Source organism: Pseudomonas sp. 203-8, from assembly GCF_020708595.1.
GTDB lineage: Bacteria > Pseudomonadota > Gammaproteobacteria > Pseudomonadales > Pseudomonadaceae > Pseudomonas > Pseudomonas aeruginosa.
This window is the reverse complement of sequence record NZ_JAJFDF010000002.1, coordinates 556602-579525: the sequence shown is the minus strand read 5'-3', so window position 1 is coordinate 579525 and position 22924 is coordinate 556602. Positions and strand designations below refer to the sequence as shown.

The 22924-nt window shown below is 65.8% G+C and carries 19 protein-coding genes; 5 read left to right on the top strand and 14 right to left on the bottom strand.

Annotated elements, in window-relative coordinates:
• Positions 1-48: 48 nt before the first annotated feature.
• The 8 genes from LJF27_RS06105 to mexP form a co-directional block, all read right to left on the bottom strand.
• Positions 49-1500, bottom strand: a complete 1452-nt coding sequence (locus LJF27_RS06105) for a class-II fumarase/aspartase family protein (RefSeq protein WP_003092055.1) — start codon at positions 1498-1500, stop codon at positions 49-51.
• Positions 1500-2933 carry an adenylosuccinate lyase gene (gene purB / locus LJF27_RS06100; protein ID WP_023117060.1) on the bottom strand — a complete coding sequence of 478 codons (1434 nt, stop codon included), beginning with the start codon at positions 2931-2933 and terminating at the stop codon, positions 1500-1502. Before purB ends, LJF27_RS06105 begins: the two co-directional genes overlap by 1 nt.
• A gap of 30 nt (positions 2934-2963) precedes the next feature.
• Entirely contained in the window at positions 2964-3950 is a 987-nt protein-coding gene (locus LJF27_RS06095; protein WP_023087115.1) for an HOASN domain-containing protein, read from the bottom strand.
• 32 nt (positions 3951-3982) lie between these two features.
• Entirely contained in the window at positions 3983-5020 is a 1038-nt protein-coding gene (locus LJF27_RS06090; RefSeq protein ID WP_023087114.1) for an HOASN domain-containing protein, read from the bottom strand.
• 400 nt (positions 5021-5420) lie between these two features.
• Complete coding sequence (locus LJF27_RS06085) at positions 5421-5615, bottom strand: heavy-metal-associated domain-containing protein (protein ID WP_003092060.1); 195 nt, start codon at positions 5613-5615, stop codon at positions 5421-5423.
• A gap of 597 nt (positions 5616-6212) precedes the next feature.
• The gene (opmE, locus tag LJF27_RS06080; protein ID WP_023087113.1) at positions 6213-7688 is read right to left on the bottom strand and encodes a multidrug efflux transporter outer membrane subunit OpmE; all 1476 of its coding nucleotides are present in this window, start codon (positions 7686-7688) and stop codon (positions 6213-6215) included.
• Positions 7685-10846 carry a multidrug efflux RND transporter permease subunit MexQ gene (gene mexQ, locus LJF27_RS06075; protein ID WP_023111478.1) on the bottom strand — a complete coding sequence of 1054 codons (3162 nt, stop codon included), beginning with the start codon at positions 10844-10846 and terminating at the stop codon, positions 7685-7687. Before mexQ ends, opmE begins: the two co-directional genes overlap by 4 nt.
• The gene (gene mexP, locus LJF27_RS06070; RefSeq protein WP_003119548.1) at positions 10843-12000 is read right to left on the bottom strand and encodes a multidrug efflux RND transporter periplasmic adaptor subunit MexP; all 1158 of its coding nucleotides are present in this window, start codon (positions 11998-12000) and stop codon (positions 10843-10845) included. The genes mexQ and mexP overlap by 4 nt, the downstream gene beginning before the upstream one ends.
• 376 nt (positions 12001-12376) lie before the next feature.
• Between mexP and gloA the strand changes: the two genes are divergently transcribed.
• Entirely contained in the window at positions 12377-12763 is a 387-nt protein-coding gene (gene gloA, locus LJF27_RS06065) for a lactoylglutathione lyase (RefSeq protein WP_003110007.1), read from the top strand.
• A gap of 91 nt (positions 12764-12854) precedes the next feature.
• Here the strand turns inward: gloA and LJF27_RS06060 are convergent, their stop codons facing one another.
• Together LJF27_RS06060 and motY are read right to left on the bottom strand one after the other, a co-directional pair.
• On the bottom strand, positions 12855-14072 hold the full coding sequence (locus tag LJF27_RS06060) for an argininosuccinate synthase (RefSeq protein WP_003092065.1): 1218 nt from the start codon (positions 14070-14072) through the stop codon (positions 12855-12857).
• Between the two features lie 117 nt (positions 14073-14189).
• Entirely contained in the window at positions 14190-15155 is a 966-nt protein-coding gene (motY, locus tag LJF27_RS06055) for a flagellar protein MotY (protein ID WP_003104269.1), read from the bottom strand.
• A gap of 132 nt (positions 15156-15287) precedes the next feature.
• Between motY and pyrC the strand changes: the two genes are divergently transcribed.
• Positions 15288-16334 (top strand): dihydroorotase, encoded by a 1047-nt coding sequence (gene pyrC, locus LJF27_RS06050; protein WP_003092068.1) that lies wholly within the window; start codon positions 15288-15290, stop codon positions 16332-16334.
• The gene (gene rnt / locus LJF27_RS06045) at positions 16331-17005 is read left to right on the top strand and encodes a ribonuclease T (protein ID WP_003092070.1); all 675 of its coding nucleotides are present in this window, start codon (positions 16331-16333) and stop codon (positions 17003-17005) included. The genes pyrC and rnt overlap by 4 nt, the downstream gene beginning before the upstream one ends.
• A 178-nt stretch (positions 17006-17183) precedes the next feature.
• Here the strand turns inward: rnt and LJF27_RS06040 are convergent, their stop codons facing one another.
• On the bottom strand, positions 17184-17786 hold the full coding sequence (locus tag LJF27_RS06040) for a peroxiredoxin (RefSeq protein ID WP_003092073.1): 603 nt from the start codon (positions 17784-17786) through the stop codon (positions 17184-17186).
• Positions 17787-18045: 259 nt separating this feature from the next.
• Here LJF27_RS06040 and LJF27_RS06035 point away from each other — a divergent pair, with 259 nt between their 5' ends.
• Positions 18046-18267, top strand: coding sequence for a bacterioferritin-associated ferredoxin (locus LJF27_RS06035; RefSeq protein ID WP_003092075.1), 222 nt, complete (start codon positions 18046-18048; stop codon positions 18265-18267).
• A gap of 209 nt (positions 18268-18476) precedes the next feature.
• On the top strand, positions 18477-18953 hold the full coding sequence (gene bfrB, locus LJF27_RS06030) for a bacterioferritin BfrB (protein WP_003092078.1): 477 nt from the start codon (positions 18477-18479) through the stop codon (positions 18951-18953).
• 66 nt (positions 18954-19019) lie between these two features.
• Here the strand turns inward: bfrB and LJF27_RS06025 are convergent, their stop codons facing one another.
• The 3 genes from LJF27_RS06025 to LJF27_RS06015 form a co-directional block, all read right to left on the bottom strand.
• On the bottom strand, positions 19020-20171 hold the full coding sequence (locus LJF27_RS06025) for an MFS transporter (RefSeq protein WP_015649282.1): 1152 nt from the start codon (positions 20169-20171) through the stop codon (positions 19020-19022).
• An 82-nt stretch (positions 20172-20253) separates the two neighbouring features.
• Positions 20254-20580, bottom strand: coding sequence for a Grx4 family monothiol glutaredoxin (gene grxD / locus LJF27_RS06020; RefSeq protein WP_003092082.1), 327 nt, complete (start codon positions 20578-20580; stop codon positions 20254-20256).
• 112 nt (positions 20581-20692) lie between these two features.
• A complete protein-coding gene (locus tag LJF27_RS06015) occupies positions 20693-22801 on the bottom strand; it encodes a molybdopterin oxidoreductase family protein (RefSeq protein WP_023117062.1) in 2109 nt (702 codons plus the stop codon).
• Positions 22802-22924 lie beyond the last annotated feature (123 nt).

The window sequence follows — 22924 nt, the reverse complement described above, 5'->3', positions numbered from 1 at the left end:
CTTGTTCTCCGTTGATGTGCAGTACCGCCGCCTCTGGCGGCGGGTGATTCAGTGGTGGCTGGCGACCTTGTCCAGCACCTTGTCGACGATGGTCCCGGCCATGCCGAGATGGGTCCGCGGCTCGAACAGCCTGGCCAGGGTTTCCTTCGGCATGACGGCGCCCACCCGCGGATCCGACTCGAGCGCCTGGCGCATCGGAATCCGCTTGCGCTGGCAGGCCTGGGTGATCTCGAAGATGATTTCGTAAGCGCTGCTCTTGCCCAGTTGCTTGGCCATCTCGAAGACGAACGCCTCGGTACAGATCGCATCGCTGTATGCATTCGCCGTCCGCGCCATGGTCTCGTCGTGGACCGTGAGCCCGTCGATGGTGTCGGTCAGCAGCGACAGCGCCATCAGCGCATAGTGGGAAACGTCCGCCACCGCACACCATTCCAGGCGCGTGCCGCGGTAGTCCCGCTCGTGCTCGAGGATCATGGCGTCCAACGCGAGCAGGACCTGGGCCTTGGCCAGCCGGGCCAGCACCACGACCTGCTCGCAGCCTTCCGGATTGCGCTTGTGGGGCATGGTGCTGCTACCGATCTGCTGCTGCGTCCATCCCACCTCCAGCTCGCCGATCTCCCAGCGGTTCAGGGTGCGGATCTCGTCGGCGATCCGCGCCAGGGACGCGGTGACCATGGCCAGGGTGCTGACGAACTCGGTAACCCGGTCGCGGGACACGTGCCAACCCGCCAGCGGCACGTCCAGCGACAGCCGCCGCGCGAAGCTTTCGAGCAGGAGCATGGCCTCGTCGCCGAAGGCGGCCATCGTGCCCACGCCGCCGAACAGTTGCACCACCAGGATCCGCTTGCGCGCCTCGCCCAGGCGTTCGCGGTGACGCAGCAACTCGTCGATCCAGCCGGCCACCTTCAGCCCGAAGGTGGTCGGCAACGCCGGGATCGAGTGGGTCCTGGCGACCATCAGCGCATTGCGGGTCCCGCTCGCCAGCACCGAGAGCCGGTCCAGGAGGATGTCCAGCGCCCGCTCCGTTTCATCCAGCACATCGCGCATTTCCAGGGACTGCGCGGTGTCCTGGATATCCTGCGTGGTCGCGCCGAAATGCACGTACTCGCGCGCGCTGGGGCTGCAGTTCCGTTGCAGCGCACCCAGCAGGGGCATCAGCGAGTGCCCGGTGCTGGCCACGCCGTCGGCGATCTGCTGCAGGTCAACGGCCGAAAGCCTGGCGGCCTTCGCGATCTCCAGCGCGGCCTCGGGCGGAATGACGCCGACATCGGCCTGCGCCAGCGCCAGCGCCGCCTCCACGTCGAGCCAGCGTTGCAGGCGGCAGTGGCTACAGAAGATCCGTCGGCTCACCGGACCGGCGTAGCCGCCGCCATGGGTTTTAGAGTCAACGATGTGACTGTGTTCGTGCTTGCAGGACGACTCGGCCGGTGCGCCGCCGAAGCTCTGCGGATGCGCGGTGCACGAGGAACGGGCAAGCATTTCCAGCGATTCAGCATCCATCACCTATCCTCCATCACGTACTGGGACTGACCGGGATTTCCTTGGGAAGAGGCGGCGCCTTCGGGCCTGTCGCCCGACGCGCCGGTTCGTGGTTTGCCGGCGACCAGGTCGACCATCTCCGCGGCGAGGCCGACGTAGCCGACGGGGTCGAGCAGTTCTTCGAGCGCCTCGGCGCTGAAACAGCCGCGCAACCTTGGCTGCCCGAGCAGCGCCTCGCGGAACGGAACGCCCTGCCGCTGGGAGGCCTGGGTTATCTCATGGAGCAGTTCGTGGGCGGTCTGCTTGCCGAACTGCCCCGCCAGCGCGAGCATGACCCGCTCCGACAGGATCAGCCCACCCAGCAGGTCGAGGTTGGCGCGCATGCGTTCCTCGCGCACCTCGAGCCCCTCGGCCAGCACCGCCTCCATGCGGGTCAGCAAGGCGCCGGCGTAGACGAACAGCTCCGGCAACGCCGCCCACTCGATGCGCCAGGCGGTGCCGTCGCGCTCGTGCAACTGGAACGCGGCATCGGTGAGCGCCACCATCTGTGCCCGCACCAGCCGCGACAGCGCGCTGACCAGGTCGACCGACGACGGGTTCCGCTTGTGCGGCATGGTGCTGCTGCCCACCTGTCCCGGCCGGCTGCGCTCGCGTACCTCATCGATTTCGCTGCGCTGCAAGTGGTAGATCTCGTTCGCCACCCGGCCCAGCGTCACCGACACCTGGACCAGCAACCCGGCAACCTCCAGCACCCGGTCCCGGGCGCTGTGCCAACTGGTCGACGGCGCGCCGAGACCAAGCCTGGCCAGGGTTCGCCGCTGTAGCTCGAAGCCCTGGGCGCCGAACGACGCCAGGGTTCCCACGGCACCGGTCAGGTTGCCGACCAGGACGCGTTCGCGCGCCTCGTCGAAGCGCGCCAGGTGACGGTCGATTTCATCCACCCAGACGGCGACCTTGTAGCCGAAGGTCGTGGGCAGCGCCTGCTGCCCGTGGGTGCGTGCAACCATCGGCGTGTGCTGGTGGCGCAGGGCGAGCGCCAGCAGATGGCCACGGATCGAGTGCAGGAGCCCGAGCGTATGGCCCCAGGCTTCCTTGACCTGCAGCATCAGCCCGGTGTCGAGGATGTCCTGAGTGGTCACGCCATAGTGCACGTACTCCCCCCAGCTACCCTCGCACAACCTCGCCAGGGCGCGGATGGTAGGCACCAGCAGGTGCCCTGTCTCCAGGCTTTCGCGGCCCAGTTGCATGAGGTCGAAGCGCTCCACCTGGGCGGCGCGGTCGATCTCCCGCGCCGCCTCGTGGGGGATGATGCCCATCTCGCCCTGGGTCGCCGCCAAGGCTCGCTCGACATCCAGCCACCTCCGCACCTGGTTGGTATCGGAAAAGATCGCGGCGAATGCCGGGGACGAGTAGGCGCCCCCGTGTATACGGGATTCCGTAATGTGACTTGGCATTTTCGAGTGCTCGCTTTGTCCCGGTGGAAGTCACTTGACGCTCTGCATCTCTTCCCAGATCGCGTCGTAATAGGCCCTTTCCACACGGAAGTGCTGCGATAGCGAGGTCAGGAACGCATTCTGGAACTGCACGTCCGGAACCCGCCGCGCGATGAGTTGCCATTCGCGCTTGGCCCGCGGCGGTACGAGGCTGATGTGGACCTTGTAGTACTCCGCCTGGTCCTCGCTCAGGCCGGCCTGGAGCAGGGCCCGATAGAGCTTTTCGTGGTTCCCCGGCACGACCAGTTCGGTGATGTAGAACACCGCCAGCCCCCAACCGACCTCGGCATGCCGGAAGGCACGGGCGCGATTGTTCAGGTAGGCGATTTCCTCGGGCATCGTCGACACGGCCTGGAAGTCCGCCTCAAGGCCGATGGCCTCGAGCAGCTTGGCCAGCAGGCGCGGATGCGAACCCTTTTCGTCTTCCTCGCCCAACTCGCCATAGAGGTAACGCGCGAGCGCCGCGGCCTCGTCCACATCGGTCAGGTTGACCAACAGGTCGGCCGCATCGCGGTACAGGCGGAAGGTGCGGAACCACTGGTGACGGAGGAACACCTGGAGCTGCGCGCGGGAGGCCGAGCCGGAGAACACGTACTGCGACATCGGGTGCCGCTCGCGGGACTGCGCGGCGATTTCCTGTTCGAGTCGCTTCTGGAAATCCTCCTCGGACAACGCCCTGGAAAGATCGGCGGCGGGCATGAAACGCTCTTCGACGCGATAGATCGCCCGGGCCAGCCAGCGCCGGGTCTGGGCGGTCGCCACGTCGTCGCTCAACGAAAGGACGTAGAGCAACTGCTGGTACGCGGCATAGGCCTGGCGGTCGCCCTTGAGCCCTGCCTCGGCCAGCGCGGCCAGCTTGCTCGCGGCGCTATCGATCTGGCGGGAAGTAGCGTGGACGGCCAGCGCATCGGCAACGATGCGTGCTTCATCGATGGGCAGGTTCTGCAACTGCGGCAGGGAAAAATTGCGGGTATTCATCCTGTACTCCTTGTTCTTGTTCTGGATAGGCATCAGGCCATGGCCAGGGAATTCGCCTGCATCTGCTCCCAGAGCAGGTCGAAGTAGGCCCGGTTGATTTCGAAGTGGCGCGCCAGCGACTGCATGAACTTGCGCTGGAAGTCTTCGCTCGGCGCGAACTTGGCGATCAGCGCCCACATCTCCTCGGTATCGATCTCGTCCTGGGTGCCGTGCAGGCGATGGAACTCGCTGGGTTGCTCGGGCACGCCCAGGCGCTGCAGGAGTTCGTAGATACGCCGGTGGTTGACGCAGCTCACCGACTCGACCGCGTACAGGAGCGCAAGGCCCCAGGCGACATCGGTGTGCCGCACGCAACGGATACGGTTGTTGAGGTAGGCCTTCTCCAGCGGATGCAGCGCCGGGAAATCGATGCGCAGCGGAATGTCGAAGTAGGTCATCAGGTGGGACAGCAACGCGGGGTGCGAGCGCTCCGGCGTCTCCGCCCCGGCCTCGCCGTAGAGGTTGCGGTAGAACACCGAGGCGTCCTCGATGTTTTCGAAACGGAAGGCCAGCTCCGCCAGGAGGCTGTAGAAGTTGTAGGAACGGACCCAATGGTGTTCCAGGAAGAAGCGCACGTCCTCGACCGGCGGCGTGCCCTGGAACAGGTGGACCGACATGGGATGGCGCACCCGGCTGCGCGCCTCGATCTCGGCGTCGACCTTCTTGCGGAACTCCTCCACCGGGACGGCGCTGAAACCGGCCGGCTCGGGAGCGAAACGATCCTCGACCAGGTAGACCTGGCTCGCCATCCAGCGGCGGGTCGGCTCCGTATGCGGATCGCTGCCTACGTGCAGTTCCAGGAGCAACGCCTGGTACTGCGCGTAAGCCGAAGCATCACCGCCCAGGCCTTTGGCCGTGACCGCGAGAATCGCCTCGAGCGCGAGCGTGATCTGGTCCAGGGAGGCACCCGGTTTCAAGGCTTCAGCCAGGAGAGCCGATGCATTTCGGGCAGGTTCCGACATTGTCCGCTGGGGGCGGATATTCATATCGGAGGAAGAATTGCAGCATTGCTGTAACGGATTTGAAGTCATTTGGATCACCCTTGTTTTTGTTGTTGTGCGGGGCGACCGTAAAGCTTGCCACGGTGGCAAGGTCAAGCAATGCAGCGGCCTTCTCGGCGGACAACGGAGTTCGCCGAAAGGTGCTCTTCGATAACACTGGATGCGCTGCGAAAAACCCCGATCTAAAGGCCTGCGAATCCATCGGAGAATAACTTTTAGGGTTTCCTGTCAGCGCCTCTTGCCGTTCACATAACTGTCACCTCGCGGCCGACTGAAATATTGATTTACAAATTCCAAAGAGTTCTTTCCACAATAGCCAAGCGCCATTGATGGCATATGGAACGCGGACTTCAATGAAAATCATTTTCCTATTGCCGGCACTGGGCGAAACGCTACTATCCGACCCTACGCCTGCGTCATGCCCATGCACTCAACGGCCCTCCGGATAACCGGCCTCGCTCAACGCCTCGAGGAATGCGTGCTTGTCCAGAGTGCTCTCGACCCTGGCCTCGCGCCGAGGAGGATCGGTCTCTACGCGCGCCTGGGGATCGACGCCGTGCAGGATACGGGTGACAGTCTTGGCACAACCGCCGCAGGTCATGTTCGGAATATGGAAAGAAAACATCGCAACCTCCTGGTTTGTTGGCTCCTGCGAACCATGAGTCCTGCCATCGTGACAAGGTCAACTCATAAATCTCTCAGGTAAACCAAACTTTCAAAAATTCATATGAATAGTTCCAGAGGTTATTCCGCAAACTTAAAACAACGAGCAAAGCCAAGTTCGAACATATAGAACAACTCCGCCCGACAACCGAGATACCGCGTCAGCCAGCTCCACTCACCACTGAAGAACCTCTCGACGATATGTATTCGACGTCTCCGTGCGGCGCGAGCGCAGAGGCACAGGAGTGACTTCATCCAATAAGAAACGGCGGGCAGCCGGAACGTACCTGAAGAACAATGAGGAAGTAATACTTCCCCACTCTTCTGAACATTGAAGTCCCGAGCAGATACTTTCCATCTGCCCTCTTCACTCATCCATCTGAATGAACTACCGAAAAAGAGTTCGGAACCGACTTATCGATAAGGCGGACAGGGACGAGCGATCCGCGCCAGGCAATCCGTACTCCCGGGGTTCGCCAAATAACCGGAGGACGCGCCGCACGGCCCTCGACCTAGGCAGTCGAGCGAAGGCCGGCGGCCGGAAACCGCCGGCGGCTGATCAGGAGCGACTGTCGCGCTGCCGTGCCACGCCTGGAGAGGTATCGTCGGTAGCCACGCCACAGCGCCGCGCCCCCGCGCAGGCTTCCCAGCCACCACCCAGCGCCTTGTAGATACCCACGACGGCAAGGCGCTGCTCGGTGCGCGCGATGCTCAATGCGCGCCGGCTGAGGTAGTCCGAGCGTTCCGCCTCGAGCACGTCCAGGTACTCGCCGTCCCCCTGGACGAAGCGTTCCCGGGCCAGGCGCGCCGCCTCGCGATTGGCCGTCGCCTCGAGCAGGCGCAGGCGGAGCCTGTCAGCGGCAGCGCCATAGCCGTTGAAGGCATCATCGGTCTCCTGCAGGGCGCGCAGCACCGTCCGGTCGTAGAGGATCAATGCCTCCTGCGCACGGGCCTCGCTGGCGGCGATCCGCGCCCGCACGCGACCGCGGTCGAGTAGCGCCCAGCGAATCACCGGGTTCAGGACGTTGAAGGACGTACCACTCTCGTCCAAAGCATCGAGATTGCCGGCGACCAGGCCAATCGAGCCGCGTACCTCGACCCGCGGATACAGCCCCGCGGTCTCGACGCCGATACGTGCGGTCGCGGCCGCCAGGTTGCGTTCGGCCGCGGCGATGTCGGCGCGACGCGCCAGCAGTCCCGCCGGGTCGCCGACCCCGAGGGTGCGGAGCGTCAGCCTTTCCCCGGAGGCACGGGCGACCGGCGGGCTGAAGGCCTGCGGGGCTTCCGCGAGGAGAACGGCCAGCGCATTGCGGGTGGCGGCGCGGCGCCGTTCGAGGTCGGGCACGGCCGCCTCGACGTTGTGCAATAACGCTTCGGCGCGCAACCGGTCGAACTCGTGGGCGGAGCCGGCGCTGACCAGGCGTTCGACCATCTCCAGGCTGTCGCGCTGGTTGCCGGCGATGTCATGGACCACCGCAAGTTCGGCCTCGATGCCCTGTAGCTGGAACCAGGTCATGGCAACCGTAGCCGCGACGCTCGCCTGCACGTTGCGCAGCAGGGCCTCGCGCGAGCCCGCCTGCGCCTCGGCGGCCTCCACCGAGCGCCGCACCCGACCGAACAGGTCGATTTCCCAGGAAGCATCCAGCGCGCCGCGATAGGTCTCGATGTCGCGCTGCTGGCCGGCCGGTGTTTCCACCTCGCCGCGCCGCCGGGCCTGGTAATCGAACGCCGGGCCGCCGCGCGGCAGGAACTCTTCGCGGTTCTCGCGCAGCAGCGCCTTCGCTTCGTCCAGGCGCGCGCCGGCAAGGGCGATGTCGAGGTTCGCCGCGAGCGCCCGCTGGATCAGAGACTCCAGGGCTGGCTCGTCGAACCCGCGCCACCACTCGATCTCCACGCCACCGCCATCGATACCCGCCGGCATCGCGCCGAAGCTGGCCGGTGCGGACGCGCTCGGCGGCGCATAGTCGGGCCCCACCGCGGCACAGCCGCCCAGCAGGATCAGCGCGCTCAACGAAGACCGCAGGTATGGCTTCATGGACGGCCTCCCTCCAGATGCGCCAGGCTGCCGCCGGCGCGTCGCTCCAGGCGCGCCGCCAGTGCCCGTACCAGTACGTAGAACACCGGCGTGAGGAACAGGCCGAACAGCGTCACCCCGAGCATCCCGGCGAATACCGCGACGCCCATCGCCTGGCGCATTTCCGCTCCGGCGCCGCTGGCCATGACCAACGGCACCACGCCGGCGATGAACGCCAGCGAGGTCATCAGGATCGGCCGCAGGCGCAGGCGGCAAGCCTCGACCACCGCCTCCAGCGCACGGGCGCCCTCGGCCTCCAGCGTGCGGGCGAACTCGACGATCAGGATCGCGTTCTTCGCCGCCAGGCCTACCAGCACCACCAGCCCGATCTGGACGAACACGTTGTTGTCGCCGCCCACCAGCCACACCCCGGCGATCGCGCTGAGCAGGCACATCGGCACGATCAGCAGGACCGCCAGCGGCAACAGCCAGCTGTTGTACTGCGCGGCGAGGATCAGGTAGGCCAGCAGCACGCACAGCGGGAAGATGAACAGCGCGCTGTTGCCGGCCAGCTTCTGCTGGTAGGTCAGGTCGGTCCATTCGAAGGTCATGCCCTCGGGCAGCACTTCGCCGGCCAGGCGCTCCATCAACGCCACCGCCTGTCCCGAACTGACGCCGGGAAGCGCGCCGCCGCTGATATCGGCCGACGGATAGCCGTTGTAGTGGATCACCCGGTCGGGACCGGAGCTGGGCGTCACGGTGACGAACGAGGACAGCGGCAACATCGCCCCGGCGGCATTGCGTACCTGCAGGCGCCCGATGGCTTCGGCCTGCATGCGGTGCGGCGCATCGGCCTGGGCAGTGACCTTGTAGGTGCGCCCGAAGCGGTTGAAGTCGTTGATGTACAGCGAGCCGAGGTAGACCTGCAATGCCTCGAACACATCGGCCAGGCGAACGCCCTGGCTCTTCACCTTGGTGCGGTCGACCACCACCTCGAGCTGCGGGGCATTGATATCGAAGCTGGTCATCAAGCCCCCGAGCTGGCCGGACTCAGTGGCCTTCATCATCAGCACCTGGGTCTGCCTGGCCAGGGCTTCCAGCCCGGCGCCGCCGCGATCCTCGACCTGCATCTTGAAGCCGCCGATGGTTCCCAGCCCCGGTACCGGCGGCGGTGGGAAGACCCCGAGGAAGCCGTCGGGAATGCTGGCGAACTTGGCTTGCAGGCGCCCGGCGATGGCCAGCGCGCCGAGATCGGCGGAGGTGCGCGATTCGAACGGGTCGAGCATGAAGAACATGACCGCGGCGTTCGGCACGTTGACGAAGCCGTTCACCGACAGGCCCGGGAAGGCCACGACGCTCTCCACCCCCGGCTCGTCGAGGCCGATCCGGGACATCTGCCTGACCACCGCATCGGTACGCTCCAGCGACGCTCCGTTCGGCAACTGGGCGATGCCGACCAGATAGTACTTGTCCTGCATCGGCACGAAGCCCGGTGGCACCGCCTGGAAACCGACCCAGGTCAGGCCAAGCAGGCCCCCATACACCACCAGGGCCAGGCCGCTCACCCGCACCACCTTGCGCACCGCGTTGCCGTAGGCCTCGGGGGCATTTCGCAACGGTCGGCCGAGGGCCTGGAGCAGTCGCTGGAAACGCCCCGCCACCGCATCTCCGGCCGGCCGCGGACGCAACAGCAGGCCCGCCAGGGCCGGGCTGAGGGTCAGCGAGTTGAGCGCCGACAGGATGGTGGAGATAGCGATGGTCAGGGCGAACTGACGATAGAACTCGCCCTGCAGGCCACTGAGAAAGGCCGTGGGGATGAACACTGCCGCCAGCACCGAGGTGATCGCCATGATCGGTCCGGTGACCTCGTCCATCGCACGCCGCGCGGCCTGGAGCGGCGGCTCGCCGTTCTCGATGTGGCGCTCGACGTTTTCCACCACCACGATGGCGTCATCGACGACGATGCCGATCGACAGCACCAGGCCGAACAGCGACAGGGTATTCAGCGAGAAACCCATCAGATGCATGATGGCGAAGGTGCCGACCAGCGAGACCGGCACGGCCATCAGCGGAATCAGCGAAGCACGCCAGCTACGCAGGAACAGCACCACCACCACCACGACCAGCAGGATCGCCTCCAGCAGGGTGGTGGCCACGGTCTGCAACGAAGCGCGGACGAACACCGTCGGGTCGTAGGCGATGCGCGCGCTCAGGCCGGCCGGGAAGTTGCCTTCGAGCCTCGCCACGGTGGCACGCACCGCCTCGGCGGTATCCAGCGCGTTGGCTCCGGGGCTCTGGACGATCTGCAAGGCCACCGCCGGCTCGCCGTCCAGCAGGCTGCGCAGCGCATAGGCATCGCCGCCCATCTCGATCCGCGCGACGTCGCGCAGGCGCGTCACCTGGCCGTCGGCGCCGGTGCGGACGATGATGTCGCCGAACTGCTCTTCGTCGCTCAGCCGCCCGAGGGTATTCACCGTGACCTGGAAGGCCGCGGTGGAGTCCGGCGCCTGGCCGACGGCGCCGGCCGCCACCTGGACGTTCTGTTCGCGTACCGCGGCGATCACTTCGCCCGCCGTCAGCCCGCGCGCGGCGATCAGGTCGGGGTCGAGCCACAGGCGCATGCTGTACTCGCCGGCGCCCCACACCACCACATCGCTGATCCCCGGCAGGCGAAGCAGTTCGTCGCGCACCTGGAGGTAGGCGTAGTTCGAGATGTACAGCGGGTCGTAGCGTTGCTCCGGCGACAGCAGGTGCACCACCATGAGGATGTCCGGCGAGGTCTTCTGGGTGACCACGCCCTGCCGCTGCACCTCGTCGGGCAGGCGCGAGAGCACCCGCGAGACCCGGTTCTGCACCTGGATCTGGGCCATGTCGGGATCGATGTGCTGGTCGAAGGTGATGGTCAGGATCATTCGCCCGTCGGTGGCCGACTGCGAGGACATGTACAGCATCCCCTCGACCCCGGTGATCGCCTGCTCCAGCGGTGTCGCCACCGTCTGCGCGATCACGTCGGGGTTGGCGCCGGGATAGGCGGTAGTCACCTGCACGGTCGGCGGCGTCACCGCCGGGTATTCGCTCAGCGGCAACTGGAAGAACGAAACGATGCCTCCGATCATCATCAGCACCGAAAGAACGATGGCGAAGATCGGCCTATCGATGAAGAAGCGTGGGAATGTCATTGTGCGGCCCCCACGGTCTTCGACAGGTCGACGGGCGTGCCATCGATTTCCGCAAGGCGCGGTGTGATCTGCATGTCCGGCCGGACCAGGCCCTTGACGACGATGCGCTCGCCCGGCTGCAGGCCCTGGCGGACGACCCGCAGGCCGTCGACCATCGGGCCGAGTTCCACCGGCCGGTACTGGGTCTTGTTGCCTTCGTCGACGACCAGCACATAGCGCCTGCCCTGGTCGGTGCCGATGGAATGGTCGGCGACCAGCACCTGCGCGCGAGGCTTGCCGGTCTCCAGCCTGACCTTGGCGAACAGCCCCGGCGTCAGTTGCCCGTCCGGGTTGTCGACCACCGCCCGAACCCGGACCGTGCCGGTCCCGCGGTCGGCGGCGTTGGCGAGGAAATCGAGGCGACTGCTTCGTCCATAGGACTCGTCGGTGAGCAGCGCCACCTTGACCCTGGGGGCCTGCTCGCCTTCCCTGCCGCGGGTCGGCGCCAGGGCCTGCAGGTAGGTGCGCTCGTCGACATCGAAGTACACGTATAGCGGATCGACCGAAACGATGCTGGTCAGCGCGGTGACGCCATTGGTGACGTAGTTGCCCTCGGTGACCTGGATATGCCCGACACGCCCGCCGATCGGTGCCGTCACCCGCGTGAAGCCGAGATCCAGTTGCGCCGCGTCGAGGGCGGCCCTGGCCGCATCGACCTGGGCCTTGCTGGCATTGCGCGAGGCGATGGCGCTGTCGAGCCGCTCCCGGGCGACGACCTTCCGCGCATACAGCAGCTCGGCTCGCTCGTGTTCGGTGCGCGCCAGCAACGCCGCGGCCTCGGCCTCGCGCAGGCGTGCCCTGGCGGCATCCTGCGCCGCCTTGAACACGCGCGGGTCGATGAGGAACAGTTGCTGGCCCTTCTCTACCAGGCGGCCTTCCGGCACCGTAACGTCCTGGATGTAGCCGGCGACGCGCGGCCGCAGTTCTACCTGCTCGACAGCGGTCAGCGAGCCGGTGAACTCGGCGTAGGGTGTCACCGGGCGAACCACCACCTCGGCGACGGGAACGCTTGGCGGGGCGCTCGCCGCCCCCGGCGGCGCCGATTCCCCGCAGCCAGCGATAAGGGCCGCGACACCTAGCGTCGCGGTGATGCGGATGAAGTGTCTGAGATTCATTGTTGTGCCTTCCTGGTCTGAGCCTGCGTGGCCTGGCTGGACGAAACCGCTTCCGTGGCCGGTTATCAACCTTGACACCTTGGCAAGGTCAACCCCCCTTTTTTCCGACCTCATGGCGAAGGCGCAGCGAGCTTTCGGCCGGTCACCGGGGGCGGGACGCCTGGCACGCTCGGAGACGCAGCGGGCAGCTCGGGAGGGTGGCGGAGGCAGGCCGACCGGCTATCGACGGCCGGCCCAGGGAAGAGGCGAAACGCCCCGTAGGAAGGGAAGTCCGGCAAAGGGCCGGTCGCCGGGACGGGGACGATCCCGATCTCGCAGCCGGTTGCCGGCCACATGGTAAAATCCGCCTTTGACCGTGAAGCTCGAGGCAATGAAAATGCGCATTCTCCATACCATGATCCGGGTCGGAAACATCGATCGCTCGATCGATTTCTATACCCGGGTGCTAGGCATGACCCTGCTCAGGAAGAACGACTATCCCGACGGCCAGTTCACCCTCGCCTTCGTCGGCTATGGCAACGAGGCGGATTCCGCGGTGATCGAGCTTACCCACAACTGGGGCGTGGATGCCTACGAGATCGGCACCGGCTACGGCCATATCGCCATCGAGGTCGACGACGCCTACCAGGCCTGCGACGACATCCGCAACAACGGCGGCCAGGTCACCCGCGAAGCCGGGCCGATGAAGCACGGTACCACCGTGATCGCCTTCGTGACCGACCCGGACGGCTACAAGATCGAACTGATCCAGAAGTCTTCCTGAACGGCCCCGGCTATCGCTTTCAGCAATCAGGAACGAAGAACCCCGGCTCATGGCCGGGGTTCTTCGTTCCATCTCAGGCGGCGCGCGTCGGTCAGGACAGCGTGCGACCCTTGTTCGCGGCGATGCGCATGCGCAGCGCGTTGAGCTTGATGAAGCCCGCGGCATCGGCCTGGTTGTAGGCGCCGCCGTCTTCCTCGAAGGTCGCGATGTTGGCGTCGAACAGCGAGTCGTCGGACTTGCGGCCCACCACCACGACGTTGCCCTTGTACAGCTTCAGGCGCACTACGCCGTTCACGTTGACCTGCGAGGCGTCGATCATCTGCTGCAGCATCAGGCGCTCCGGGCTCCACCAGTAGCCGGTGTAGATCAGGCTGGCGTACTTGGGCATCAGCTCGTCTTTCAGGTGGGCCACTTCGCGGTCCAGGGTGATCGACTCGATGGCGCGGTGGGCCTTGAGCATGATGGTGCCGCCGGGGGTCTCGTAGCAGCCACGGGACTTCATGCCGACATAGCGGTTCTCGACGATGTCGAGGCGGCCGATGCCGTTGATCCCGCCGACGCGGTTCAGCTCGGTGAGCACCTCGGCCGGGGTCATGTCCTTGCCGTCGATGGCGACGATGTCGCCCTTGCGGTAGGTCAGCTCGATGTAGGTCGGGGTGTCCGGCGCGTTTTCCGGGGAAGCGGTCCACTTCCACATGTCTTCTTCGTGCTCGGTCCAGGTATCTTCCAGCACGCCGCCTTCGTAGGAGATATGCAGGAGGTTGGCGTCCATCGAGTACGGCGACTTCTTCTTGCCGTGGCGCTCGATCGGGATGCCGTGCTTCTCGGCATAGTCCATCAGCTTCTCGCGGGACAGCAGGTCCCACTCGCGCCAGGGCGCGATCACCTTGACGCCGGGCTTCAGCGCGTAGGCGCCCAGCTCGAAGCGGACCTGGTCGTTGCCCTTGCCGGTGGCGCCGTGGGAGATGGCGTCGGCGCCGGTCTCGTTGGCGATCTCGATCAGGCGCTTGGCGATCAGCGGACGAGCGATGGAGGTGCCCAGCAGGTACTCGCCTTCGTAGACGGTGTTGGCGCGGAACATCGGGTAGACGAAGTCGCGGACGAATTCTTCGCGCAGGTCGTCGATGTAGATTTCCTTGACGCCCATCGCGCGGGCCTTGGCGCGAGCCGGTTCGACTTCCTCGCCCTGGCCGAGGTCGGCGGTGAAGGTCACCACTTCGCAGTTATAGGTATCTTGCAACCACTTCAGAATTACCGAGGTATCCAGGCCGCCGGAATACGCCAGGACTACCTTCTTCACATCCGCCATGCCATCACTCCACGGGGGTCGTCACGAAAAGCGACAATTCTACGCAGGGCATTCGGGAAATTACAGAGGGGCGACAGCTTTAGACGCAAAAGCGACAGATTCTATCGTTTGCGCGACTCAAACCGTGGGTTTTCCCTGAAGCGAGGCGGCCGGAGGCTTCGGTGCGGCAGGTTCTGCCGCGGGCGGCGCCGGCTTGTCCTCGGCCTTCGGCGCTTCCGTCGCCGGCTCGACCACCGCCTCGCGCGACAGGTGCACGGTGACCCGGCGGTTGCGCGCACGGTTGGCGGCGCTGTTGTTGGCCACCAGCGGGTAGCGCTCGCCGTAGAAGCGCACGTTGATCTGGCTTTCCGGCACCCCGTTGCTCTTCAGGTACTCCTGCACCGCCAGCGCGCGGCGGCGCGACAGGTCGCGGTTGGTCAGGCGGTTGCCGCTGTTGTCGGAGTGCCCGTCGAGTTCGATCCGGTTGATGCTCGGATCGGCCTTGAGCAGTTGCAGGATGATGTCCAGCTTGGCTCGCGCCACGTCGTTCAGCGCCGTGCCGCCGTCGGGGAAGCCGACCTGGGCCAGCTTGACCTGGTCGAAGTTCACCGGCAGCAGCTTGGCGATGCAGGCCTGGTACTGGCTGTAGACGCTGGCGAAGCGCGCCGGCAGCAGGCGCACCTCCAGGCGATCGCCCTGCCAGGTGCGATGGCGGACCAGCGGGCTGCGCCCCTCGAGCAGGCCGGTGAGCAACCGACCGGCCTGTTGCTGGCTGCTGTTGAACGGCACCTCGCCGCTACCGATGCTGACCTGGCCAAGGTTGATGTCGCCCTGCCCCGGTCGCCAGGGCGGCGCGGCAGCCAGCAGGGTCGCCGACCCGCGCCCCAGCCACTGGGCCTCGGGCTTCAGGCGGAAGGTCGCCTGCTCGCCGGCACGCCGGACGAACTCGCCGACTCCGAAATTCGCCACCGGCTGCGACAGGCGGCATTCGAACTGGTCGCCTTCGACCTTCCACTCGACGCTCTCCAGCCGCGTCTGGAAGGTCACCGCCAGCGCCGGCAGGCTGCTGAGCAGGAAAGGCAATAGAAGAAGGCGCGGCTGCACGACGGCGGGCTCCGGGAAAGCGTCCAAATACGAAGGATGTATCGGACGGCCCGGACAAAACTTGATAGCGAGTGCCCCGCCCCCCCTTTTCCGGTAGCATTTCCCCCCACGAAATCCCGTCCTGGAAGCCCCATGTCCGACCGTCTCACCCTCCTGCGCCCCGACGACTGGCACATTCACCTGCGTGACGGTGCCGCGCTGGCCAATACCGTCGGCGACGCCGCCCGCACCTTCGGCCGCGCCATCGTCATGCCGAACCTGGTGCCGCCGGTGCGCAACGCCGCCGAAGCCGACGCCTACCGGCAGCGCATCCTCGCCGCCCGCCCCGCCGCCAGCCGCTTCGAGCCGCTGATGGTGCTGTACCTCACCGACCGCACCAGCGCCGAGGAAATCCGTACCGCCAAGGCCAGCGGCTTCGTGCATGCCGCCAAGCTCTATCCGGCAGGCGCCACCACCAACTCGGATTCTGGCGTGACCCGCATCGACAATATCTTCGAAGCGCTCGAGGCGATGGCCGAGGTCGGCATGCCGCTGCTGGTGCATGGCGAGGTGACCCGCGCCGAGGTCGACGTATTCGATCGTGAGAAGCAGTTCATCGACGAGCACCTGCGCCGGGTGGTCGAGCGCTTCCCGACCCTGAAGGTGGTCTTCGAGCACATCACCACCGGCGACGCCGCCCAGTTCGTCCGGGAAGCCCCGGCCAACGTCGGCGCGACCATTACCGCCCATCACCTGCTGTACAACCGCAACCACATGCTGGTCGGCGGTATCCGTCCGCACTTCTATTGCCTGCCGATCCTCAAGCGCAACACCCACCAGGAAGCCCTGCTGGACGCCGCGGTGAGCGGCAATCCGAAATTCTTCCTCGGCACCGACTCGGCGCCGCACGCCCGCCACGCCAAGGAAGCCGCCTGCGGTTGCGCCGGCTGCTACAGCGCCTACGCCGCCATCGAGCTGTATGCCGAGGCCTTCGAACAGCGCAATGCGCTGGACAAGCTGGAAGGCTTCGCCAGCCTGCACGGCCCGGACTTCTATGGCCTGCCGCGCAACACCGACCGGATCACCCTGGTCCGCGAGGAATGGCAGGCGCCCGCCAGCCTCCCCTTCGGCGACTTCGACGTGGTGCCGCTGCGCGCCGGCGAGACACTCCGCTGGAAACTGCTGGAGGCCGGGGCATGAGCGAAGACAACTTCGACGACGAATTCGACGGCAGCCTCCCCAGCGGCCCGCGCCATCCGATGGCGCGCCGCTTCCGCGGCTACCTGCCGGTAGTGGTGGACGTCGAGACCGGCGGCTTCAACTCGGCCACCGACGCGCTGCTGGAAATCGCCGCGACCACTGTCGGCATGGACGAGAAAGGCTTCCTGTTCCCGGAACACACCTACTTCTTCCGCATCGAGCCCTTCGAAGGCGCCAACATCGAGCCGGCCGCGCTGGAATTCACCGGCATCAAGCTTGACCACCCGCTGCGCATGGCGGTGCAGGAGGAAGCGGCACTCACCGAGATCTTCCGCGGCATCCGCAAGGCGCTGAAGGCCAATGGCTGCAAGCGGGCGATCCTGGTCGGCCACAACAGCAGCTTCGACCTCGGTTTCCTCAATGCCGCCGTGGCGCGTACCGGGATCAAGCGCAATCCGTTCCATCCCTTCTCCAGCTTCGACACCGCCACCCTGGCTGGCCTCGCCTACGGCCAGACGGTCCTGGCCAAGGCCTGCCAGGCCGCCGGCATGGAGTTCGACAACCGCGAGGCGCACTCGGCACGCTACGACACCGAGAAGACCGCCGAGCTGTTCTGCGGCATCGTCAACCGCTGGAAGGAAATGGGCGGCTGGATGGATGACGACGACTGAGCCTCGGCCCACTTAGGCGGATAACGCCAGGACGTTATCCGTCCTACGCGACCGGTCAGGCAATCTCCCCCTCTTCGGAGCGAGGCGCGTGACCTGGGATGGGGCTGCCGGCCCCCGCGAACCCATGAAAAAGCCCCGCCGAAGCGGGGCTTTTTCCAACGCGCGAAGCAGGCTCTTCTTACAGCTTGCTGGCGTTCTCGGCCAGGTACTTGGCCACGCCTTCGGGCGATGCGGTCATGCCCTTGTCGCCCTTCTTCCAGTTGGCCGGGCAGACTTCGCCGTGCTCCTCATGGAACTGCAGGGCATCGACCAGACGCAGCAGCTCGTCCATGTTGCGGCCCAGCGGCAGGTCGTTGACGATCTGCGAGCGCACTACGCCTTCCTTGTCGATCAGGAACGCGCCACGGAAAGCCACGCCACCGTCGGACTCGACGTCATAGGCCTTGGCGATCTCGTGCTTGGTGTCGGCCGCCAGGGTGTACTTGACGGCACCGATGCCGCCCTTGTCCACCGGGGTGTTGCGCCAGGCGTTGTGGGTGAAGTGGGAGTCGATGGAAACGCCGATCACCTCGACGTTGCGCGCCTGGAATTCCGGGATGCGGTGGTCCAGGGCGATCAGCTCGGACGGGCAGACGAAGGTGAAGTCCAGCGGATAGAAGAACACCAGGCCGTACTTGCCCTTGATGGCCTCGGACAGGGTGAAGCTCTCGACGATCTCGCCATTGCCCAGTACCGCGGCAACGTTGAAGTCAGGCGCTTTCTTACCTACGAGTACGCTCATTCCATGTCTCCTTTAAGCGGAAGGTTGAAGGACGGCACCGCAGCCTGCCGGCTCCTCGTGAAGCCTCGATGGCAGGGGCGCCGTTCCCCGGGAAACAACCATCATACACCCCGCCCCAGCCGGCGCTAAGTCTTTGTCCGACAAAGCCATTTGTCGGGGGGCGAAAAAAACCCGACTAAAACGCTCCAGGGAACTTTGACAATCATTCTCATTATTATTAGTATCTTTTCCAACTCAACTTCCCAGTAGCCAGATCGCCATGTACGTCTGCCTCTGCCAAGGTGTTACCGACAACCAGATCCGCGATGCCATCTACGAAGGCTGCTGCAGCTATCGTGAGGTTCGCGAAGCCACCGGCGTCGGTACCCAGTGCGGCAAGTGCGCATGCCTGGCCAAGCAGGTGGTACGCGAAACCCTCAACGACCTGCAGAGTGCCCAGCCGGTACCGGCGTTCGGGACTACGGCGTTCGTCGCTGCCTGAAAAATATTTTTTATCCCTCTTTCAGAAGAACCGGGCCTGGCGCCCGGTTTTTTTATGCCTTCAATTCAATGACTTAGCGGCAGAACGCGGAAAGAAAACATTCGTATTCATATTCTTTTTCCCTTATATTTCAATAACTTAGGTTTGACACCCTGCTTCGTCGCGGCCAAACTTGGCGAATCACACCCACTACGACGGCAGGATTCGGCATGAAAGGCGACAAGAAAGTCATCCAGCACCTCAACAAGATCCTCGGCAACGAGCTGATCGCGATCAACCAGTACTTCCTCCACTCGCGCATGTGGAACGACTGGGGCCTGAAGCGCCTCGGCGCCCACGAGTACCACGAGTCGATCGACGAGATGAAGCATGCCGACAAGCTCATCGAGCGCATCCTCTTCCTCGAAGGCCTGCCCAACCTGCAGGACCTCGGCAAGCTGCTGATCGGCGAGAACACCCAGGAAATGCTGCAGTGCGACCTGAACCTGGAGCTGAAGGCGACCAAGGACCTGCGCGAAGCCATCGTGCATTGCGAGCAGGTGCACGACTATGTCAGCCGCGACCTGCTGAAGGACATCCTGGAGTCGGAAGAAGAGCACATCGACTACTTGGAAACCCAACTGGGCCTGATCCAGAAAGTCGGCCTGGAGAACTACCTGCAGTCGCACATGCACGAAGACGACTGATCGGGAACCACGACGAAGCGCCGGCGGCCTGCCCCGCCGGCGCTTTTTTCTTGCCGCCAGAAAGCCTCAGGCGCTGCGCGGCCTGCGCCGGACCAGATCGGCGCGCAGGGCCAGCAACAGGCAAAGACCGACCAGTACCAGCAATGCCCAGCGCAGGCCGATCTCGTGGGCCAGCAGGCCGATCAGCGGCGGTCCCATCAGCAGTCCGCCATACCCCACGGTAGAGACGGCGGCGACCCCGATCACCGGATCGATGCCCGGCTGGTTGCCAGCAGCGCTGATCACGATCGGCACCATCACCGACAGTCCCAGGCCAACCACCCCGAAACCGGCGATGCTCAGCGCCGGCCAGGGGCTGAACAGCGCCACCAGCATGCCCAGCGTGGCCAGCGAACCCAGGCCGCGCAGCAACGGCGCATCGTCGATGCGTCCGCGCAGGCGGTCGCCGAACAGCCGCCCCACCACCATCGCCGCGGAAAACGCCGCGAAGCCCAGCGCCGCCACCCGCTCGGAAGCATCCAGAACGCTGTGCAGGAACAGCGCGCTCCAGTCAGCCACGCCGCCCTCGGAAACGAACGCGCAGAGAATCAGCAGGCCCAGGCCGAGCAAGGCCCGCGGCGGCAAGGTGAAGCCGCCGCCCTTGCGCGCGCCCGCCTTGCTCGGGTCCGGCGGAAGCAACGCGCGTACGAAGAATGGCAGGCTCAGCAGGCCGAGTGCGGAGAGAATGAGGAAGTGCCAGAACGGCGTCAGTCCGGCCAGGGCCGCGGCGCTCAACGCACCGACCAGGCAACCGAGGCTGTACATGCCATGCAGCATGGACATGCAGGGCTTGCCGAGCAGGCGCTCGACATCCACCGCCTGGATGTTCATCGCCACGTCCATCCCGGCGAAGCTCACGCCCAGCACGTAGAAGGCCAACGCCAGTTGCCACCAGCCCTGGCTCAGGCCGAGCAGCGGAAACACCAGCAGCATGATCAGGCAACCGCCGATCACTACGCTGCGGCTGCCGATGCGCTGGACCAGGAAACCGCTCAACGGGAACGCCGTGAGCGCGCCGACCCCGACGCCGAGCAGGGCCTGGCCGAGCGCGCGCTCGTCCAGCTGGGTCTGCTCCTTGAGCGCCGGGATGCGTCCCATCAGGTTGCCGATGACCAGCCCGGCCATGGCGAAGAAATAGATGCAAGCCAGGCGACCCTGGCGAGGATTGACTTCCGACATGGAGGCTCCCGGTTTCCTTGCTGGTTTCTCCGGACAAAAAAGAAACCCCGCACAAGGCGGGGCTCTTCGTCGGATGCGCGGATCAGGCGTTGGCTTTGGCCGCCGCGTCCTTGACCAGGGTCTGCAGTTCGCCCTTCTCGAACATCTCGGCGAGGATGTCGCTGCCGCCGACCAGTTCGCCATTGACCCACAGCTGCGGGAAGGTCGGCCAGTTCGCGTACTTCGGCAGGTTGGCGCGGATTTCCGGGTTCTGCAGGATGTCGACGTAGGCGAACTTCTCGCCACAGGCCATCAGCACCTGGGCCGCGCGCGAGGAGAAACCGCACTGCGGGGCGTTCGGCGAACCCTTCATGTACAGCAGGATGGGGTTGTTGGCGATCTGCTCTTTAATGGTTTCGATGATGTCCATGGCTTACCTCAACAGGAACGTTTCGACACGGTAACTCGGCAAATAATGACCGGTATTGTATCGGAAAGCCTAGCGCGACGCTCGGCTTTACTCTCGCGTTCCGTCGACCCGCTCAGGCCGCTTCCACCTCCACCGGCAGGCCGTTGAGCGCGGCGTTACCCGACAGCAGGTCGAGATGACGCTCGTCGGTCAGGTCGTTGGCGCTGACGCCGGCCTGGGCGCGGGCGATCGCCAGTTGCACGCCGGGCCGCGCGTGGCCCCAGCCGTGCGGCAGGCTGACCACCCCGGGCATCATCTCGCTGCTCGCCGCCACCTCCACCTCCACGCTGCCGACCCGCGAGCGCACCCGCACCCGTTGCCCGTCGACCAGGCCGCGACCCTCCAGGTCCCGCGGGTGCATCAGCAACTGGTGACGCGGCTTGCCCTTCACCAGGCGATGGTAGTTGTGCATCCAGGAATTGTTGCTGCGCACGTGGCGTCGTCCGATCAGCAACAACTGGTCGGACGCAGGCAGCGGCTGTGCGGCGAAGCGTTGCAGGTCGTCGACGAACAGCGGCGGCGCGGCCTGGATGCGCTGGTCGGCGGTCTTCAGGCGCGGCGCCAGGTTCGGCCGCAGCGGCCCAAGGTCGATGCCGTGGGGATGTTCGCGCAGAGTGGCCAGGCTCAGCCTGTGCTCGGAACGGTCGCCGTAGGCGCCAGCGCGCAGGCCGAGGTCGATCATCTGCTGCGGCTCCAGGGTCGGTTTCAGCTCCAGGCCGTTGCGCGCGGCGAAGGCCCGCGCCAGGCCGACGAAGATCTCCCAGTCGTGCAGCGCACCCTCGGGACGCGGCAGCACGGCCTCGTTGAAACGGGTCACGTTACGCACGGCGAAGACGTTGAAGGTGGTGTCGTAGTGATCGTGCTCCAGCGGCGCGGTGGGCGGCAGGATGAGATCGGCGTAGCGGGTCGTCTCGTTGATGTAGAGGTCGATGCTGAGCATGAACTCCAGGCCGTCCAGGGCCTGTTCGAGCCGCCTCCCGTTGGGCGTGGACAGCACCGGGTTGCCGGCTACCGTGACCAGCGCGCGCACCTGCCCCTCGCCTTCACCGAGGATTTCTTCCGCCAATGCCGCCACCGGCAGTTCGCCGCCATATTCCGGCAGCCCCGAGACGCGGCTGCGCCAACGGCCGAAGTGGCCACCCGAGGTACTCGCCACCAGGTCCAGGGCCGGCGAGGTGCACAGCGCGCCACCGACCCGGTCGAGGTTGCCGGTGACCAGGTTGATCAGTTGCACCAGCCACTGGCAGAGCGTGCCGAAGGCCTGGGTGGAAACGCCCATCCGGCCATAGCAGACCGCCCGTTCGGCGGCGGCGAAATCCCGCGCCAGTTGGCGAATGCTTTCGGCCGGCACGCCACAGCGCGCGCTCATGGACTCGGCGTCGAAGGCCGCGACCGCCTCGCGCACCCGCTCCAGCCCGTCGACCGGCAGCGGCGTGGGGCGACCGAGGTTCTCCTCGAACAGGGTGTTGAGTATCCCGAGCAACAGCGCCGCATCCTGGCCGGGACGAATGAACAGGTGCCGGTCGGCGATAGCCGCGGTCTCGCTGCGCCGGGGATCGACCACCACCAACCGGCCGCCGCGTGCCTTCAGCGCCTTCAGGCGCTTCTCCACGTCCGGCACGGTCATGATGCTGCCGTTGGACGCCAGCGGGTTGCCGCCGAGCACCAGTATGAAGTCGGTGTGGTCGATGTCGGGGATCGGGATCAACAAACCATGGCCGTACATCTGCTGGCTGACCAGGTGATGCGGCAACTGGTCGACGGAAGTCGCGGAGAAGCGGTTGCGCGTTTTCAGCAGGCCGAGGAAGTAGTTGCTATGGGTCATCAGGCCGTAGTTGTGCACGCTCGGATTGCCCTGGTAGACCGCCACCGCATCGTTGCCATGGCGCTCGCGGATCTCGCCGAGGCGGCTGGCCACCAGCGCGAAGGCCTCGTCCCAGCCGATCGGCTGCCACTCGCTGCCGACCCGGCGCAACGGCTGGCGCAGGCGGTCGGGGTCGTCCTGGATGTCCTGCAGGGCCACCGCCTTGGGACAGACATGGCCGCGGCTGAAGCTGTCCTGCGGGTCGCCCTTGATCGAGCGGATCCGCGGCACGCCGCCCTCGTCGCTCTCGGTCTCGATGGCGAGCCCGCAGATGGCCTCGCAGAGATGGCACGCACGGTAGTGGAGGGTCTTGCTCATGGCTCGCCTCTTCATTGTCGTCGCCGGCCGTCGCGGCCCGGCGCGTACGCGAGGACCAGACGACCGGTCTAGTCGTCGAATCGGCACTATGCGGCGCCTTCCGCCGCCGCGCCAGCAGCGTCA